18 protein-coding genes and 1 riboswitch are annotated in these 16039 nt (G+C 65.0%); of the genes, 11 read left to right on the top strand and 7 right to left on the bottom strand.

Features of this window, described 5'->3' with window-relative positions:
• Nucleotides 1–276 precede the first annotated feature (276 nt).
• The 3 genes from BJ994_RS08245 to BJ994_RS08255 are packed head-to-tail and all read left to right on the top strand — an operon-like array spanning nt 277 to nt 4846.
• Entirely contained in the window at nt 277–1299 is a 1023-nt protein-coding gene (locus tag BJ994_RS08245; RefSeq protein ID WP_167995932.1) for a 3-oxoacyl-ACP synthase III, read from the top strand.
• Nucleotides 1293–3875, top strand: a complete 2583-nt coding sequence (locus BJ994_RS08250) for an alpha/beta fold hydrolase (RefSeq protein WP_167993241.1) — start codon at nt 1293–1295, stop codon at nt 3873–3875. Before BJ994_RS08245 ends, BJ994_RS08250 begins: the two co-directional genes overlap by 7 nt.
• Nucleotides 3872–4846 (top strand): NAD-dependent epimerase/dehydratase family protein, encoded by a 975-nt coding sequence (locus BJ994_RS08255; protein WP_167993243.1) that lies wholly within the window; start codon nt 3872–3874, stop codon nt 4844–4846. Before BJ994_RS08250 ends, BJ994_RS08255 begins: the two co-directional genes overlap by 4 nt.
• Nucleotides 4847–4908: 62 nt before the next feature.
• Here BJ994_RS08255 and BJ994_RS08260 read toward each other — a convergent pair whose 3' ends face one another.
• From BJ994_RS08260 to BJ994_RS08285, 6 genes are all read right to left on the bottom strand, one after another.
• Nucleotides 4909–5859: a LysM peptidoglycan-binding domain-containing protein gene (locus BJ994_RS08260; RefSeq protein ID WP_245192270.1), complete on the bottom strand. Its 951-nt coding sequence runs from the start codon at nt 5857–5859 to the stop codon at nt 4909–4911.
• 3 nt (nt 5860–5862) lie between these two features.
• Nucleotides 5863–6024, bottom strand: a riboswitch (cyclic di-AMP (ydaO/yuaA leader).
• Nucleotides 6025–6184: 160 nt separating this feature from the next.
• The gene (locus BJ994_RS08265) at nt 6185–6478 is read right to left on the bottom strand and encodes a YtxH domain-containing protein (RefSeq protein WP_167993244.1); all 294 of its coding nucleotides are present in this window, start codon (nt 6476–6478) and stop codon (nt 6185–6187) included.
• A 75-nt stretch (nt 6479–6553) separates the two neighbouring features.
• Nucleotides 6554–7579 carry a bifunctional DNA-formamidopyrimidine glycosylase/DNA-(apurinic or apyrimidinic site) lyase gene (gene mutM / locus BJ994_RS08270; RefSeq protein WP_167993245.1) on the bottom strand — a complete coding sequence of 342 codons (1026 nt, stop codon included), beginning with the start codon at nt 7577–7579 and terminating at the stop codon, nt 6554–6556.
• Between the two features lie 29 nt (nt 7580–7608).
• Nucleotides 7609–8346 carry a ribonuclease III gene (gene rnc / locus BJ994_RS08275; protein ID WP_167993246.1) on the bottom strand — a complete coding sequence of 246 codons (738 nt, stop codon included), beginning with the start codon at nt 8344–8346 and terminating at the stop codon, nt 7609–7611.
• A 60-nt stretch (nt 8347–8406) separates the two neighbouring features.
• Nucleotides 8407–8610 (bottom strand): 50S ribosomal protein L32, encoded by a 204-nt coding sequence (rpmF, locus tag BJ994_RS08280; RefSeq protein WP_167993247.1) that lies wholly within the window; start codon nt 8608–8610, stop codon nt 8407–8409.
• A 2-nt stretch (nt 8611–8612) separates the two neighbouring features.
• Nucleotides 8613–9146 (bottom strand): YceD family protein, encoded by a 534-nt coding sequence (locus BJ994_RS08285; protein WP_425339374.1) that lies wholly within the window; start codon nt 9144–9146, stop codon nt 8613–8615.
• Between the two features lie 209 nt (nt 9147–9355).
• Here BJ994_RS08285 and BJ994_RS08290 point away from each other — a divergent pair, with 209 nt between their 5' ends.
• From BJ994_RS08290 to BJ994_RS08315, 6 genes are read left to right on the top strand one after another with little or no spacing between them, the layout of a single operon-like run.
• The gene (locus BJ994_RS08290) at nt 9356–9937 is read left to right on the top strand and encodes an ElyC/SanA/YdcF family protein (RefSeq protein WP_209066705.1); all 582 of its coding nucleotides are present in this window, start codon (nt 9356–9358) and stop codon (nt 9935–9937) included.
• On the top strand, nt 9934–10413 hold the full coding sequence (locus BJ994_RS08295; RefSeq protein WP_280801348.1) for a TOBE domain-containing protein: 480 nt from the start codon (nt 9934–9936) through the stop codon (nt 10411–10413). Before BJ994_RS08290 ends, BJ994_RS08295 begins: the two co-directional genes overlap by 4 nt.
• A gap of 1 nt (nt 10414) precedes the next feature.
• A complete protein-coding gene (gene modA, locus BJ994_RS08300; protein WP_167993249.1) occupies nt 10415–11197 on the top strand; it encodes a molybdate ABC transporter substrate-binding protein in 783 nt (260 codons plus the stop codon).
• Nucleotides 11197–11991: an ABC transporter permease gene (locus BJ994_RS08305; RefSeq protein ID WP_167993250.1), complete on the top strand. Its 795-nt coding sequence runs from the start codon at nt 11197–11199 to the stop codon at nt 11989–11991. Before modA ends, BJ994_RS08305 begins: the two co-directional genes overlap by 1 nt.
• A complete protein-coding gene (locus BJ994_RS08310) occupies nt 11988–13025 on the top strand; it encodes a sulfate/molybdate ABC transporter ATP-binding protein (protein ID WP_167993251.1) in 1038 nt (345 codons plus the stop codon). The genes BJ994_RS08305 and BJ994_RS08310 overlap by 4 nt, the downstream gene beginning before the upstream one ends.
• Nucleotides 13026–13082: 57 nt before the next feature.
• Nucleotides 13083–13331 carry a hypothetical protein gene (locus tag BJ994_RS08315; RefSeq protein WP_167993253.1) on the top strand — a complete coding sequence of 83 codons (249 nt, stop codon included), beginning with the start codon at nt 13083–13085 and terminating at the stop codon, nt 13329–13331.
• 37 nt (nt 13332–13368) lie between these two features.
• On the opposite strand, the gene coaD is transcribed toward BJ994_RS08315, so the two are convergent.
• The gene (coaD, locus tag BJ994_RS08320; RefSeq protein ID WP_167993255.1) at nt 13369–13845 is read right to left on the bottom strand and encodes a pantetheine-phosphate adenylyltransferase; all 477 of its coding nucleotides are present in this window, start codon (nt 13843–13845) and stop codon (nt 13369–13371) included.
• A 109-nt stretch (nt 13846–13954) separates the two neighbouring features.
• Here coaD and BJ994_RS08325 point away from each other — a divergent pair, with 109 nt between their 5' ends.
• Entirely contained in the window at nt 13955–15160 is a 1206-nt protein-coding gene (locus BJ994_RS08325; protein WP_167993257.1) for an aminotransferase class I/II-fold pyridoxal phosphate-dependent enzyme, read from the top strand.
• Nucleotides 15157–15933 (top strand): fused MFS/spermidine synthase, encoded by a 777-nt coding sequence (locus BJ994_RS08330; protein WP_167993259.1) that lies wholly within the window; start codon nt 15157–15159, stop codon nt 15931–15933. The genes BJ994_RS08325 and BJ994_RS08330 overlap by 4 nt, the downstream gene beginning before the upstream one ends.
• Nucleotides 15934–16039 lie beyond the last annotated feature (106 nt).

A 16039-nucleotide genomic window follows, 5' to 3' on the forward strand; every position in this document is an offset into this window, starting at 1 on the left:
CGGTTCTCTTCTAGGAGGGGTTCTTTACCTCACAATCTACTGTGTTCAGCGGGAAGTTCAGGGTATTGCGGCCGGTTTTGGGGGCGAGGATTGAGACGCCCAACGTGCCGTTATCTGCTGGAGGAACTAGGCTTTCCTCAGGATCGTTAGTAACCGAAGTGTGCTTACCAATTGCAGATTGGCATCAAACGCCGGCTAAGCGCTATCGGTTCCGGTGCGGTGAACAGCGAGCCAGCGGGCAAATCCGCGGGTACCAGCGGACTAAGGGCAGGAAATTTGACCGGTAATTTCAACTTCCGACACCACAACACCGCCCTGCTCGGCGTGGAAAGTGTTGAGGCTCCGGTCATAGTCACCTCCGCAGAATTCGATCGTCTCCTCGCGCCGGCCCTGAAACGTTTACGGCTTTCCAAGGGCCTGCTGCAGCGTGTGGCCGGAATCACCGAGCGGCGCTGGTGGGCTCCGGGCACCGGATTTGAGGACGGCGCCATCGAAGCGGGTGCCAAGGCGCTGGCCTCCACCGGCATCGAAGCATCGCAGATCGGCCTGCTGATCAATACGTCCGTTTCGCGAAGCAACCTTGAGCCATCGGTTGCCGTGAAGATTCACCACGGGCTCGGCCTGCCGTCGTCGGCCATGAACTTCGACGTGACCAACGCGTGCCTCGGATTCGTCAACGGCATGATGCTGGCGGCCAATATGATCGAGGCCGGTCAGATCCAGTACGCCATGGTGGTCAACGGCGAGGATTCCCAGGCCACCCAGGAAGCCACACTTCGCCGGCTGAACGAGACCGTAGACACCCGTGAGGGGTTCATGCAGGAGTTCGCTACCCTCACCCTCGGTTCAGGCGCCGCCGCCGCAATCGTCGGACCAGCGGATATCCATCCCGGTTCCCACCGCATGCTTGGCGGAGTGGCCCGTGCCGGAACCCAACACCACGAGCTCTGCGTCGGCGGGATCGACGGCATGTACACGGACGCCCAGGGCCTCCTTGACGGTGGTCTGGAACTCGTGTCGGCCGCGTGGGCTGAGGCACAGCAGCAGTGGGATTGGGCGGACATGGACCGGTACATTACGCACCAGGTGAGCACCACTCACACCAAAGCGATCATCGAGGCCGTGAATCTGGACCCGAAGAAGGTCCCACAGACGTTCCCGCACTGGGGCAACGTTGGCCCCGCTTCCCTTCCGATGACCCTGGCAACCGAATCCCAGACACTGAACCCGGGCGACCGGGTGCTGTGCATGGGCGTGGGATCGGGTTTAAACACCGCAATGCTGGAGATTGAGTGGTAGAACTCCCCGGCGTCGACCCCCGGTGGTCGGCCTATCTCGACGTGCCCTCCACAGCCGGTGTCGACCCCGCGGGCACAGTTAACCGATGGCATCACCTGGACAACCTGCCGTCCCTCGAGGGGGTTCAACACGGAACGCTGCTGTGCGTCCACGGCAACCCCACGTGGTCCTACCTCTGGCGAAGCGTCCTCGCGGCCGGCGCGCGGCAGGGATGGCGGGTTGTCGCGGTGGATCAGCTCGAGATGGGCTACTCGGAACGGACCGGACGCCCCCGAAAGCTCGCAGACCGCGTTCAGGATCTCGAAAACTTCACCGCAGCGCTGAGTCTCAGCGGCCCCCTTGTGACGCTGGGACATGACTGGGGCGGCGTCGTCAGCCTCGGCTACGCCAGCCGCAACCGCGAAAACCTCCAGGCCGCGATCCTGACCAACACCGCCATTTCCCAGGATCCGAACTTGCCGATCCCGGCCCCGCTGCGGCTCGCCCTGAACGGCGCCGTGCACCGCGCGGGCACCGCCGGGACTACAGCCTTCCTCGACACCACGCTCGCGCTCGCACGCCCGCGGTTGGCCCCGGACGTGCGTACTGCGTACCGCGCGCCATACCTGCGCGCCTCCAGGCGGCAGGGTATTGCACAGTTCGTCGCTGATATCCCTGTCGACGCGAGCCACCCGAGCTTCGCCACCCTCACGGGGATCGCGGAGGACATCCGTTCCCTGGATGTACCCGTCTTGATGCTCTGGGGCCCGGGCGACCCGATCTTCTCCGACACGTATCTCGAGGACCTCACCCGCCGGCTCCCCCACGCAGACGTACATCGCTTCGAGGGTGCGAGCCACCTGGTCGCCGAGGATCGCGACATCGCCACACCGATCTTCAACTGGCTCGGGCGGAAGAACGACGACGACGCGTCCCGGGTCTCGAGCGACACGTTCACTCCGCTCTGGCAGCAGGTTCAGGAGCGCGCCGGCACCGAGTCGCTGGCCGTGGCGGACATGGACGAGGACGGTTCCGTGGCACGTTCGCTGTCCTGGCGGGAGCTCGACGCCCGTATCACCGCACTGGCGGGCGCGCTGCAGGGCATCGGGGTCCGACCGGGCAGCAGGATCAGCCTCATGGTTCCGCCCGGTGTTGAGCTGACGGTCCTGATTTATGCCTGCCTGCGGTTGGGCGCCGTTATCGTTGTTGCGGACGCCGGACTGGGAGCGAAGGGTCTCAGCCGCGCGGTGCGCGGCGCTGTGCCGGAGTTCCTCGTTGGGATTGACCGGGCGCTGGTAGCAGCCCGGCTCTTCGGCTGGCCGGGTACCCGCATCAGCGTGGGAGCCCTGTCTACGGTCCGTTCACGCGCTTTGGGCGTGCAGCACAGCCTGGAGGAACTCGCCTCCGCCGACGCGGTGTTCAACGATCCCAGGATCGAACCGGACGCCGACGCCGCCATCCTTTTCACGTCCGGCTCCACCGGCCCTGCCAAGGGCGTTGTCTACACCCACCGCCAGCTCTCGGCGATGCGGGATACGCTCGCCAACACACTGGACCTTAGGCCCGGAAGCGCCCTGGTCGCAGGCTTCGCGCCTTTCGCACTGCTTGGTCCGGCGCTCGGCGCCTCATCGGTGACGCCCGCGATGGACGTCACCGCTCCCCGGACGCTCTCCGCGCGCGCCCTCGCCGACGCCGTATCCGCGATCGACGCCACGGTGGTATTCGCATCTCCGGCTGCGCTGCGCAACGTCCTGGAAACCGCCGACAGCATCACTCCACGGGGCGCTGAGGCACTGGGCGCCGTGAAAACCCTGCTCTCGGCCGGAGCGCCGGTGCCCACAACTCTGCTCGAAGCCCTCCAGCCCCTGGTGCCCAAAGCAACCCTGCACACCCCGTATGGCATGACCGAAGCCCTTCCTGTGACCGACATCGACCTTGAAGGTATCCTCGCTGCGACGAACAGTTCGGTAGCCGGATCGGGCAACGGAGTCTGCGTGGGCACACCCGTGCCGGGTGCGGAGGTGGCGATCAGCCCGCTCGACGGCACCGGCTCCGCGAGCGGTAAGCCGACGACGACGGCGGGCATTACCGGGGAGATCCTCGTCCGCGCCGCGCACGTCAAGGACCGCTACCACCGGCTCTGGATCACCGAGCGTGAGTCCTCGCGCACCTCGGGCTGGCACCGTACCGGGGACGTTGGCCATCTGGACGCCGACGGTCGGCTGTGGGTTGAAGGGCGCCTCGCCCACATCATTCCCACGGCGGCAGGGGCGGTTACTCCCGTCGGCGCCGAGCAGGCTATCGAGTGCACGGAAGGAGTGGGGCAGGCGGCCGTCGTCGGCGTGGGGCCAGCCGGAACCCAGGCGGTTGTCGCCGTCGTCGTACCCGCCTCAACGACGCGCGCTGGGTCTCTGGCGACGGAAAGCCTGTCTGCTGCCGTCCGTCAGGCGGGACATTCAACTGGTGTGGAGATCGCTGCAGTGCTGACTCTGCCCGAGCTGCCGACGGACGTGCGCCACAACGCGAAAATCGACCGGACGAAGGTCGCGGCCTGGGCCGGGCAGGTGCTCGAGGGACGCCGGAAGCGGCGCCCATGACGCTCCTGGTAACGGGTGCAAGCGGAATGCTCGGCGGCGCCGTTGCCCGCCTGCTGCGCAGCCGTGGTGAGTCGGTGCGTACCTTTCAGCGCCGTGCATCGGGAATTACCGGCGTGGAGGACGTGGCCGGTTCGCTGGGTGACCCGCAGGCGGTGAAGCGTGCCGTTGAGGGCGTGGACTCCGTGATCCATTGTGCGGCGAAGGTGTCCTTCAGTGGCGACCCTGCCGAGTTTGAACGCGTGAACGTCGCCGGGACCCATGACCTGCTTGAAGCGGCGCACTTCGCGGGTGCTGGGCGGTTTGTGTATGTGTCTTCACCGTCGGTGGCGCATCTGGGCCATTCGATCATCGGAGCCGGTGCAGAACCCGCTGACCCGACGCGCGCCCGCGGGGATTACGCCCGTACCAAGGCGAAGGCCGAGCAACTGGTCCTGGCGAACGACGACGACGCCATGCCGGTCACGGCCATTCGCCCCCATATCGTCTGGGGACCGGGCGACACGCAGCTAGTCGAACGCGTGCTGTCCCGGGCGCGGGCCGGCAGGTTGCCGCTGCTGGGAGGCGGGACCGCTCTCGTGGACACCACGTATGTGGACAACGCAGCGTCCGCGATCGTCGCTGCCCACGATCACATCGAACGGGTTCACGGGAGACCGCTTGTGGTGACCAACGGCGAACCCCGGCCGATTGGTGAGCTGCTGGCCCGGATCTGCGCAGCAGGTGGTGCGCCCGCGCCGCGGATGTCCGTTCCGGCGTGGCTTGGACGTGCGGCGGGCACCGCCGTCGAAACCCTGTGGCGTGGTTCGAACGCGGATGGCGAACCGCCTATGACCCGGTTCCTCGCCGAACAGCTTTCGACCGCACACTGGTTCGACCAGCGGCAGACCAGGGAGCTGCTGGATTGGACGCCGGCGGTTTCACTGGACGAGGGATTCGCCCGGCTCGCCGCCCACTATGGCGGGCGGGCGTAGGCACCGTCCAGGAACGCAAAAGGAGGACCGGCGAACCGGTCCTCCCTGTGCTGATGCTGACGTTAGCCGTTGACCCGGATGAACACCGGACCCGAACCAAGCTGAGCCGGCGCAACTACGGTCTGGTTGCCGTTGAAGCCACCGTGGACGGCCTGGCCGTTACCGATGTACACGGCGATGTGGGCTGCACCCATGCCACCATCGGCGTAGTAGATCAGGTCGCCCGGCATCGCCTGGCTGGCGCTCACCGTGCTGCCGAGGGACAGGTAGCCGGCGGGCCAGTCATGGAAGTTGATACCGGCCGCCGCGAGGGCGTTCGATACCAGCCGGGTGCAGTCCTGGATCGCTCCAAGCTGACCCTGCGCTGCTGCAGCGATGGTTCCAGCAACCGAAGAGGAAGCAGGAGCGGCCGAGTAGGAGGCAACCTCGATGTTGGAGGACGCCGTTGTTATGCCCATGGTGCTGGTCTCAGCCGGAGCCGGAGCAACGGGAGCCGGAGCAACAGGAGCCGGTGCAACCTGCACCTGCGGGGCGGGTGAGGCCGGAGCAGGCGCCGCAGCGGCGCTGCCCGACAGGCTGATGACCTGACCCGGGTAGATGATCGAGTTCCAGCCGAGCCCGTTGGCCGCGAAGATGGCATCCAGGCTCACGCCGTAGTTCGCTGCGATGGCACCAAGGGTGTCACCGGAACGCACGGTGTGGGTCGGAGCATTCGTGACCGGAGCCGGAGCCGGCGCCGATACGGTCTGCGCGGTGACCGGCGCGGCAGGGGCAGCGGCCGGGGCGGAGACCTGGACGGCGGCGTCAGCGGACTGAACTGCACCTGAGGTCGAGCTGTAGGTGGTTCCGGCGCTGGCCGGTAGCGCTGCGCCGAACATGATGCCCGATGCTGCTACGACAACAGCCGCAGGACGTCCGACGGTGCCGGCGTGCGTGCTGACTGCCTTCGAGACGATCTGCATCGTGCTGGGCGGGGTGGCGCGGTGACGCGCAATATGGCGGTTTTTGGACAACGAAGGGCCTCTCCCAGTGCCTGCGGAGTTAGCTGTCGGATTCGGATGGGAGCCACCCGGACGCGTACTGCGAACTTATGCGCGTCTTAACCCCTAGGACTTCGGAAAAACGAAGCCCGCTATCTGGTTCCCCCGCTCCTGCCGGATGTGTAGCGAACGGACCTTCCGACGGCGACAGGATTAGGCAATCCGCCAGAAGGAAGCCGGGCTTTAGAAACCCGGCGTGGCCTTAACGTTACATACGATTCGTTGAATTGTCACGTTTCGATCACAAACCCACGCCATGGCGGGCTTTTACGGAGAACTACTGATATATGCCCATCGACTAGATTTTGTACTGGTCGGTAGCGTCCTTGGGCTTCTCATCGTCGCCCGAACGGTTACCCGAGCGATGCACTGCGTCCTGCGCCTTCTTCACCGCCTGCTCAGCCTGCGCCTGCACTTCCGGCGCCTTGGCCTTCACTGCCTCGGTTGCCTCTGTGACAGTTTCCTGGACCTTCGGGTTGTTCCAGAGTTCCTGCGCCTTCACCTTGATCTGCTCATAGCTCGCACGGCCGGCACGCGCGCCCAGCACATAGCCTGCGGCCATTCCTGCTGCAAAAACCAGTTTGTTCTTCATGGCGATACTCCTGACCTGTCGGGTTCCTCAGATGTCGAATCTAGTCAGCGTACTTAGTTTTGTCACGTCGAGGCGTCACCAACGGCCGTTACGCGGCCTCGGCTGGCAGCGCGGACACGTGTAGGAGGAGCGGTTCATGAAGGTGTCCCTCCGCACACGGGAGTCCAAACCCGCTTCCGCACATCGAAGACACGGCAGGTGTTCCCGTCCATAGGCGTTGAGCGATCGCTCGAAGTACCCCGAGGCACCGTTGACGTTCACGTACAGCGAGTCGAAGCTCGTTCCACCGGCCTCGAGTGCGCGTTCCATGACGTCGCGGCAGGCGGTGAGGAGCCGGGTAACCTCCGGACGCCGCACGGTATCGGTTGCACGCGCGAAATGGAGCCTGGCCGCCCATAGAGCTTCGTCGGCATAGATGTTCCCGATGCCCGATATGAGGGACTGGTCGAGGAGCGCCCGCTTAAGGCCCGTCCGGCGCGCGCGCAGCCTGGAGAAGAATTCCTCAAAGGAGAACGCCGGATCAAGCGGATCCCGCGCAATGTGAGAGGCTTCCACGGGCACGAGCGCCTCAGGATCCTCCCCCAGCCCACCCGGCATGCCGTCAGCGGTGGCCACCATACCGGTCACGAAGAGCCCGCCGAAGATGCGCTGGTCAACGAACCGCAGTTCCGCCGGCAAATGGTCACCGTCCTGGGACAGCCGCAGCCGCACCTTCAGGTGTTTCTCGTCCGGCTGGTCCTCATCCTCAACCAGCAGCTGTCCGCTCATCCCCAGGTGCGCCATCAACGCCACCCGTGGTGCGGTGTGGACTATCCCGCCGGCCTCGGATTCCAGCCGTGCGGCAGGTAAGTACGACGACGGCGCAAGCCGGCTGGCGCCGTCGTCGTGCTTTGTGTCCGCCAGGGGCATCCAGAGGAACTTGCCACGGCGCACCGTATCAGTGACGGTTGCTCCCACGAGGTTCCCGCGGAAGTCCTCGGCCCCGAGGGCATGGCGTCGGATGGATCGGGGGTCAAGGATCTCGACCGCTTCGATGGTGCGGCCGCGTACCCACCGCGCAAGCCCGCGGCGCACCACCTCTACTTCGGGTAGTTCAGGCATGTTCGGGCGCGTCCGGTTCTCAGGGAGCGTTAACGGGAGTCAGCCGGCTGATCGGCGAGCACCGGCTGCGGGATTGTCTTGCTGCCATCTGCCTCGCGCAGCAGTTTCCAGGAGGCAGCGGCCGCTTCCTGCTCGGCTTCCTTCTTGGACCGTCCACCACCGGAACCGTAGGTGGTCCCGCCGATCACCAGGACAGCCTCGAAACGGCGGTCATGGTCCGGGCCAAACCCGGTCACCCGGTAATCAATGACACCCATCCGCTCCGCAGCGGCGATTTCCTGGATGCTGGTCTTCCAGTCCGTTCCGGCGCCGAGGGCGGCTGCGTCCTCAAGGACCGGTCCGATAATACGCATCACAAGGCAGCGTGCGGTCTCCATACCGTTGCTCACATACGTGGCTCCGATAATGGCTTCCATGGTGTCCGCAAGGATGGAGGACTTGTCCCAGCCGTTGGTGAGCTTCTCACCCTGGCCAAGCAGGATGTGCTTGCCGAGACCAATGCCGCGCGCAACTCCGGCCAGCGCCCGCGTGCTGACAACGGCGGAACGCCGCTTCGCCAGTTCACCCTCGGAGAGGGTCGGGTTGTCGCGGTACAGTGCGTCCGTTACCGAAAGGCCGAGGACGGCATCGCCAAGGAACTCCAGGCGTTCGTTGGTGGGGATGCCGCCCTGTTCGTACGCGTAGGAGCGGTGCGTCAGGGCAAGACGAAGCGTCTCGGCGTCGATAGTGACGCCGAGACGCTTCAAAAGGTCTTCTGAATTTTCCACGCTAGCGACGCTTACGCGTTTTGATGCTGCGGATACCGCCTCGCGGTGTCCGGGCAGCACTTAGACGTCGGCTACCTTGCGGCCCTTGTACTCAAGGAACAGCTCGGTGCCTGCGGAGTCGGTAACAACCTTTGCCTGGTGGGAAAGGCTGTAGGTGACGCGACCGTTCTCCACCGTCTTCACCAGCTTCGGGGCAACAGCCTTCCACTGGGACCGGCGTGCACGCGTATTCGAGCGGGACATCTTCCGCTTGGGAACAGCCACGGCTAACTCTCTTCTCTCTCGTCTAACACTGTCTTTGCTTCTGGTTTCGCCGCCTGTGGGTCAGCGGCCGTGCCGGTCAGCCCTGCCAGTGAAGCCCAGCGGGGATCGAGGACTTCATGCTGGTGGCCCGGATTATCCTCCAGCCGCACACCACATTCGGCGCACAAACCCTGGCAATCCTCCCGGCACACCGGCTGGAACGGCAGCGTTGTCACTACCGCATCCCGCAGCACCGGTTCGAGATTGACTGTGTCATTCTCGACCACGCGCAGCGCGTCCTCCTCTTCATCCTCCGCCAACTCCTGGTTGTCGTAGTAGAAGAGTTCCTGCACATCGACGCTACTGCCATAACGAAGAGGATCCAGGCACCGACCGCATTCGCCCTTAACTTCGACGTCCACGGTCCCGGATACCAGGATTCCCTCATGTACAGCTTCGAACCTCAGGTCCAGTTCCATCTCGGAACCTTCCTGAACGCCGATGAGCGCCACACCAAAATCCTTCGGTGCGGGCACATGTTCTTCGACTGTCCGCATGCTTCCCGGGCTGCGCCCGAGGTCCCTGACACTGAAGATCAGGGGCGAACTGAGATCGCTCTTAATGGGAACTCCTGTAGAACATATGACCGACGAATCATCTTAGCCCGAAACAAACGCCCATCCCAAACCGGGTACGGCGCCGGCGAGCCCTGTTGCCGGTGCACAACGGAACGAACGCACGCCATCCGCCCCGTAGTGTGGAGGGCGTGCATTCACGATCAACTCCAGTATTGACCAGGAAAGGCGCCGCGCTCAAGGCCGCCGTTGCCGCCGTCGTCGTACTGGTGTTGTGGCTTCTGACCTCCTACGCACTGTTCTACAACCCTCCGCTGTCTGAGTTGCAGCGCGCGGATGCTGTGGTGGTCCTGGGTGGCGCGAGCACGGAGCGTTATCCGGTGGGCCGCGGGCTGGTGGAGGACGGATGGGCGCCGGTTCTGGTGCTCTCGCACACGGACACCCCCGGCAACGTGGACATGGATCGGGTATGCAACAGCAGAAAGTCCGAACGCATCATCTGCTTCCGGCCCGAACCACTCACCACCCGCGGTGAAGCGCGCGCTGTTGCCCGCCTTGCGGACGAGCACCGCTGGGACACGGTACTGGTGGTGACCTCGCGGTACCACATGCTGCGCTCCTACCAGCACATCGGCCAGTGCTCCGAGGCACGGCTGATCATGGCGGCCTCGGATCCGGAACTCGGGCTCTTCGGCTGGCTTCCCCGGTTTGTCGAGGAAGTAGCCGGTCTGGCCGGAGGGGCGCTGCGGCCGGTCTGTGCGAACCAGATCTGAACTTATGCGCGCGTAACGAGAATGCGCACGTAACGAACGCAGATAGCCGCAGATGCTGCATTATGCTTCTCGTTATGACGCAAATACGTGTACGCGATGCAGCGCAGTTCCTCGGCGTGAGCGCCGATACCGTGCGGCGCTGGATCGAAGACGGCACCCTGACCGCCGAGCGTGCCTCCGGTGTGACGGTGGTGGACGGACTCGAGCTGGCGCGCCTTGCCCGCGAACGCGCCATCCTGCCCACCGACCCCTCGGGCGCCGACACCTCCGCGCGCAACCGGTTCGTGGGCCTGGTGACCAATGTAATAACGGACAAGGTTATGGCCCAGGTCGAGCTCCAGTGCGGACCGCACCGCGTGGTCTCCCTCATGAGCAGCGAAGCGGTGCGCGACCTTGGTATCACTCCCGGCAGCGTCGCGGTGGCGGTCATCAAGGCCACAACGGTTATTGTCCAAACCCCCGAAGGGAAGTTCTGAGATGAACGTGCGTACCCGAGTGATCACGGGCGCTGCGGCCCTGGTTGTCCTTGCCGGCTGCGGCACTCAGCCCGCGAGCGAAGACAACAGCACGACGGCGGCGGAGGGACTGAGCGGCACCGTCACGGTGTTCGCGGCCGCCTCCCTGAAGGACACGTTCACCGCAATAGCTGATGAGTTCGAGGACCGGAATCCAAACGCCACGGTGCAGCTCAGCTTCGCCGGTTCCTCCGACCTGGTCACGCAGATCACAGCCGGCGCCCCTGCCGATGTCTTCGCATCGGCCAATACGGCGAATATGGACAAGTTGACCGACGCCGGCCTCGTAGCGGGCGCACCCGTGGATTTCGCCACCAACACGCTCATGATCGCGGTCCCGGCCGGAAATCCGGCCGGCATCACCGGGCTGGTGGACCTGGCAGACCCTGCGCTGGATGTGGTGGTCTGCGCGCCACAGGTGCCGTGTGGCTCTGCCACTGTGACGGTGGAGGAAGCATCCGGAACGGACATCCCGGCGGTCAGCGAGGAATCCTCGGTTACCGATGTTCTGGGCAAGGTAACCTCCGGGCAGGCGGACGCCGGTTTGGTCTATGTGACAGATGTCGCCGCTGCCGGTGACGCAGTGGAAGGCATCGAATTCGAGGAGTCAGCCGAAGCCGTGAATGTCTACCCGATCTCCGCGGTGGAGGGCGGTAATCAGGAACTCGCTGAGGCGTTCATTGATCTGGTGACGGGCGCGGAAGGACAGGAGATCCTCACGCAGGCCGGGTTCGCGAAACCGTGATGTCGGGCCACGCCCCCACGGGTGTCCCCCGCTGGGTCCTCGCGGTGGCGGGTGTCGGCGCACTGTTTGTGATCATCCCACTGCTGGCGATCGTCCTCCGGGTCGACTGGGCTCAGTTCGGTGCCCTGATCACCACGGACTCCTCGCGGGCCGCGCTCCTGCTCAGCTTGCAGACGTCCGCCGCGAGCACGCTGGCATGCATTGTGTTCGGGGTTCCGATGGCGTTTGCCCTGGCGAGAACCAGCTTCCGCGGCCAACGGGTGCTGCGTGCGCTCGTTCTGCTCCCGCTGGTCCTCCCGCCGGTAGTTGGCGGCATCGCACTGCTGTACACCTTCGGCAGGCAGGGCCTCCTTGGAGAGTCGCTGACCATGCTCGGGGTGGATATCGCGTTCTCGACCACCGCCGTCGTGCTGGCGCAGACCTTCGTGGCGCTGCCGTTCCTGGTCCTGAGCCTGGAGGGTGCGCTCCGAACTGCCGGCACACGGTATGAGGCCGTCGCCGCGACACTTGGCGCGCGCCCCACCACCGTGCTGCGCCGCGTCAGCCTCCCGCTGGTCCTCCCGGGCATCGTCTCGGGGGCTGTGTTGTCCTTCGCCCGCGCCCTCGGCGAGTTCGGCGCGACACTCACCTTCGCCGGAAGCCTCCAGGGCGTGACGCGCACCCTGCCCCTGGAAATCTACCTTCAGCGAGAGACCGACGCCGACGCCGCCGTCGCGCTTTCCCTCGTCCTTGTCGCCGTGGCCGTCCTGGTGGTCGGCCTCGCGCACCGGGTACAGGACGGACGTCCGCAATGACCCTCGAACTCGCAGCACGTGTTCCCGCGCGCAACTTCGACGTCCGGTTCGCTCTGGCCCCAGGCGAAACGGTGGCCGTCATGGGACCCAACGGCGCGGGGAAGTCGACCCTGCTCGGCGTCCTCTCAGGCCTGATCAAGCCCGACGACGGCGCTGCCACCCTGGGCGGCCACGTCCTCTTCTCCAGTCGGGAATGGGTCCCGCCGCACGCGCGCGGGGTGGCGCTCCTTGCCCAGGACGCGCTCTTGTTTCCGCACCTGTCGGTCCTGGAAAACGTTGCGTTCGGCCCCCGCTGCGCCGGTGCGTCCCGCGCCGTGGCAAGGGATTCGGCACGGCGCTGGCTGGGTGAGGTGGAGGCCCTCGACCTCGCGGACCGCCGCCCGGTAAGCCTGTCCGGGGGCCAGGCGCAGCGCGTGGCCGTTGCGCGTGCCCTTGCCACGGAACCCGATCTCCTGCTGCTCGATGAACCGTTGTCCGCCCTGGACATTTCAGTGGCGCCACTGCTGCGGCGGACCCTTCGCCGCGTTCTCAAAGGGCGCAGCGCGGTGATCGTCACCCACGACATCGTGGACGCCCTCCTGCTCGCAGACCGGGTGGTGGTCATCGACAACGGGCGGATTGTGGAGGATGGGCCTACCCGCACGGTGCTCGAGGAACCGAGGAGCAGCTTCGCGGCGGGACTTGCGGGACTGAACCTCGTGACCGGACAAACAGTGGCGGATGGACTCACGGCACCCGACGGCGTCCACCTGGCAGCGTTGACCGAGCCGCCGTTGCCGGAGGGAGAAGAGGCGGCAGCGATTTTCAGTCCACGGGCAGTCGCTGTGCATCGGGACCACCCAACAGGTAGCCCACGCAATGTGCTCCCGGTGACAATTACCGATCTGGAACCGCACGGCGGCCGAACAACGGTGCGCGCCGGACACCTGAGCGCCGAAATCACCACTGCCGCAGCGGCGGAGCTGGATCTGCTGCCCGGGATGGAAGTTTTCTTCAGCGTGAAGTCGACGGAGGTCAGCCTCTACCTTCGCTGAGAAGTCAGCTGGTAATCAGGTTTATAGCGCTGGAGCCGCTTTGCCCTGCTCGGCGGCATGAGCACCCGCAGCCTCGGACATGAGGTCCCGGTCATCGAGTTCCTCGTCGAGTTCTTCATGCCGCTGCTCAGTCTCGGGGTCCGGTTCGCCGTCCTCGACGTACTCGACCTCAAGTTGGCGGTGGACCTTGCTGTTCAGGACTTCCACCTGACTGTCCTTGAGTTGGTTCAGGTCCTCAGGGAACGGGTCTTCGGGTTTGATCCGGCTCTTGCCCACGATGCGCCCCTAATCCTCGACTGGCATTGAGACTCGATTCTACGACGGTCACAGGGTCATAGTCGCCTTAGTCGTCTTTCTCCTTGAGCCGCTTCAGTACAGCCTTGGGAACGAACTGCGAGATGTCGCCGCCGAGTGCTGACACTTCCTTCAGCAGGGTTGAGGAGAGATGCGAATAGCTCGCCTCAGCCGGAATGAACACGGTTTCGACGCCGGTGAGCTGGCGGTTCATCGCGGCCATGGGCAATTCGTAGTCGAAATCCTGGCTGGAGCGCAGTCCCTTGACGATGAGGTTGGCGCCGTGCTCACGGCAGAACTCCGCAAGCAGTCCGTCGCCCATGGGAATAACGGAGACACCGCGCAGGTACGTGAGCGTTTCGTTAGCGATGTCCAACCGGTCCTCAATGGAGAAGCGGTATTTCTTGGCGTAGTTGGTGGAGACAGCAACAATCACCTCGTCGAAGAGGCTGGCCGCGCGCGCGATGATCTCCAGGTGACCATTGTGGATGGGGTCAAAGGATCCAGGGCAGACGGCGCGGCGCATACGTCGAATCTATCGCGTACCCGGCCTAAATACCGGGCTTGTGAACCAAACGTGTCCGCCAGGGATGCGTTTTGGTGCACCCGGGGAGGCGTTCGACATACTGGAGGACATGAACGCCCACCTCTCCCCCTGGCAGCGCACTGCGCGCGGTGCGAACCTCCTCTCCGCTGACGGGCAACTGGGAACCGTCATCTTCGAAGAGATCACTGCGCTCGCAGCCACGCACGAGGCCATCAACCTCGGCCAGGGCTACCCCGATGAAGATGGCCCGGATCTCATCCTCGACCTTGCCCGCACAAACATTGCATCAGGGATGAACCAGTACGCACCCGGACGGGGGTTGCCGGTCCTGCGTGAGGCAATCGCTGCCCACCAGGAGCGCTTCTACGGCCTGAACGTGGATCCGGAACGTGAAGTGGTCGTGTCCACCGGTGCCACCGAGGCCATCGCGGCGTCCATCCTCTCCCTGGCCGGCCCAGGTGATGAGGTGCTCACCTTTGAGCCGTTCTACGATTCCTACGGCGCCATCATCGGGTTGAGCGGCGCCCGCCACACCACCGTCCCGCTGCTGGCGCCGGACTTCCAGCCGGACCTGGCAGCCCTGGAACGCGCAGTGAATGAACGCACCCGGGTGATCGTGGTCAATAACCCGCACAATCCGATGGGCACTGTGTTCTCCCGCGAGGTCCTGGCGCGCATTGTAGAAGTAGCCGAACGGCACGGTGCGATCATCGTCACCGACGAGGTCTATGAACACCTGACGTTCGGCGCGCGGCACATTCCTGTCGCGACGCTGCCGGGTGCCTGGGATCGCACCATCACCATTTCCTCGGCCGGCAAGACGTTCTCGGTGACCGGCTGGAAGATCGGCTGGTTGACCGGCCCGGCGCACCTGGTCGAGTCCGTCCGAACAGTGAAATCCTTCCTCAGCTACAGTTCCGGCACACCCTTCCAGGGTGCGGTGGCGGCCGGCCTTGGACTCGATGATGAGTTCTACCGCGGTATCGCCGAAAACCTGCAGCGCAAACGCGATTTGCTCAATCCGGGGCTGCAAGCGGCCGGGTTCGAGGTCTACACCCCGCAGGGGACCTACTTCACCGTGGTTGACGCCGCGCCGCTCGGGGTCACCGACGCCACCGAGCTGGCCCGCCGCCTGCCCAAACTCGTCGGAGTCGCTGCGATACCCGTTCCCGTGTTCTGCCACGAGGAAGGGGCCCGGCGCACCCGTTCCCTCCTGCGGTTCGCATTCTGCAAGAAAGATGACGTGCTCGCCGAAGCTGCCGAACGCCTCTCCACCCTCCGCCAACACCTGTGAGCGTTCCGACGCGTTTCCTCAGGAACGCCGGAGCGCATGCGGAGATTGACCGCGACGCCTTCAACGACGGCGCGTTCATCCTGAGCATCGGAGGGGCGCAGCAGTCCCACGTGGACCTGGCGGACCCCGGGCACGTGTTCTACGAGTACCTGCGGCGGATCGCGAACGTCCTGGACGTCTTCAGACCGGCCGCCGAGCCCATCCGTGTTCTTCACCTCGGCGCTGGAGCGCTGACCCTTCCACGGTATGTGCAGGCCACGCGGCCCGGCTCCGAACAGGTTGCGGTCGAGCGCGAGCGGGAACTCCTCGGTTTCGTCCTCGAACACCTACCGCTCCCGGAGGGCACCCGGTGCTCGCTGCTGATCGAGGACGCCCGCGACACCCTCGCTTCCGCCGATCCCGGTGCCTTCGACGCCGTCGTCCTCGATGTTTTCTCCGGCGCGGACGGCGCCACTGAGCTGGCCACTCCCGAGTTTTACCACCTGTTGACCTCTGTGGTTGCTGCGCAGGGTGTGGTGCTGGTCAATGTCGGTGACGATCCTCCATTCACATTTGCCCGCGAACAGGCGCGGATGCTCCAGGACACCGGGTACGACGTCGCCGCGCTGGGCGAGGTGGGCATGTTCAGCGGGCGGCACTCGGGCAACATTGTCCTCGCCGCCACGACCCGTTGGCGGCCCGAATGGACGCCGGCGCTGATCGCCGCTGGGCCACATCCGGCGGCAGCGCTGACCGGCGCTGAGTACGAGCATTTCGCCCGCGGAAACCGCTGATTTACGCGCAGTTATCATGCGCTATTGAACTGCTGAAAAAGGCCGCGCACAGCAGTACCGTTGAAGGACAAGCACGGATAAAAGCAGTTTCGAGAACGCCGTAATG

Source organism: Arthrobacter pigmenti (assembly GCF_011927905.1).
GTDB classification, from domain to species: Bacteria; Actinomycetota; Actinomycetes; order Actinomycetales; family Micrococcaceae; genus Arthrobacter_D; species Arthrobacter_D pigmenti.

Excerpts from the sequence above, each read along its gene's own strand:
- BJ994_RS08255 (WP_167993243.1), top strand. The coding sequence starts at position 3,872 with ATGACGCTCCTGGTAACGGGTGCAAGCGGAATGCTCGGCGGCGCCGTT.
- BJ994_RS08265 (WP_167993244.1), bottom strand. The coding sequence starts at position 6,478 with ATGAAGAACAAACTGGTTTTTGCAGCAGGAATGGCCGCAGGCTATGTG.
- mutM (WP_167993245.1), bottom strand. The coding sequence starts at position 7,579 with ATGCCTGAACTACCCGAAGTAGAGGTGGTGCGCCGCGGGCTTGCGCGG.
- BJ994_RS08285 (WP_425339374.1), bottom strand. The coding sequence starts at position 9,146 with ATGCGGACAGTCGAAGAACATGTGCCCGCACCGAAGGATTTTGGTGTG.
- modA (WP_167993249.1), top strand. The coding sequence starts at position 10,415 with ATGAACGTGCGTACCCGAGTGATCACGGGCGCTGCGGCCCTGGTTGTC.
- BJ994_RS08305 (WP_167993250.1), top strand. The coding sequence starts at position 11,197 with ATGTCGGGCCACGCCCCCACGGGTGTCCCCCGCTGGGTCCTCGCGGTG.
- BJ994_RS08310 (WP_167993251.1), top strand. The coding sequence starts at position 11,988 with ATGACCCTCGAACTCGCAGCACGTGTTCCCGCGCGCAACTTCGACGTC.
- BJ994_RS08315 (WP_167993253.1), top strand. The coding sequence starts at position 13,083 with ATGAGCACCCGCAGCCTCGGACATGAGGTCCCGGTCATCGAGTTCCTC.
- coaD (WP_167993255.1), bottom strand. The coding sequence starts at position 13,845 with ATGCGCCGCGCCGTCTGCCCTGGATCCTTTGACCCCATCCACAATGGT.
- BJ994_RS08325 (WP_167993257.1), top strand. The coding sequence starts at position 13,955 with ATGAACGCCCACCTCTCCCCCTGGCAGCGCACTGCGCGCGGTGCGAAC.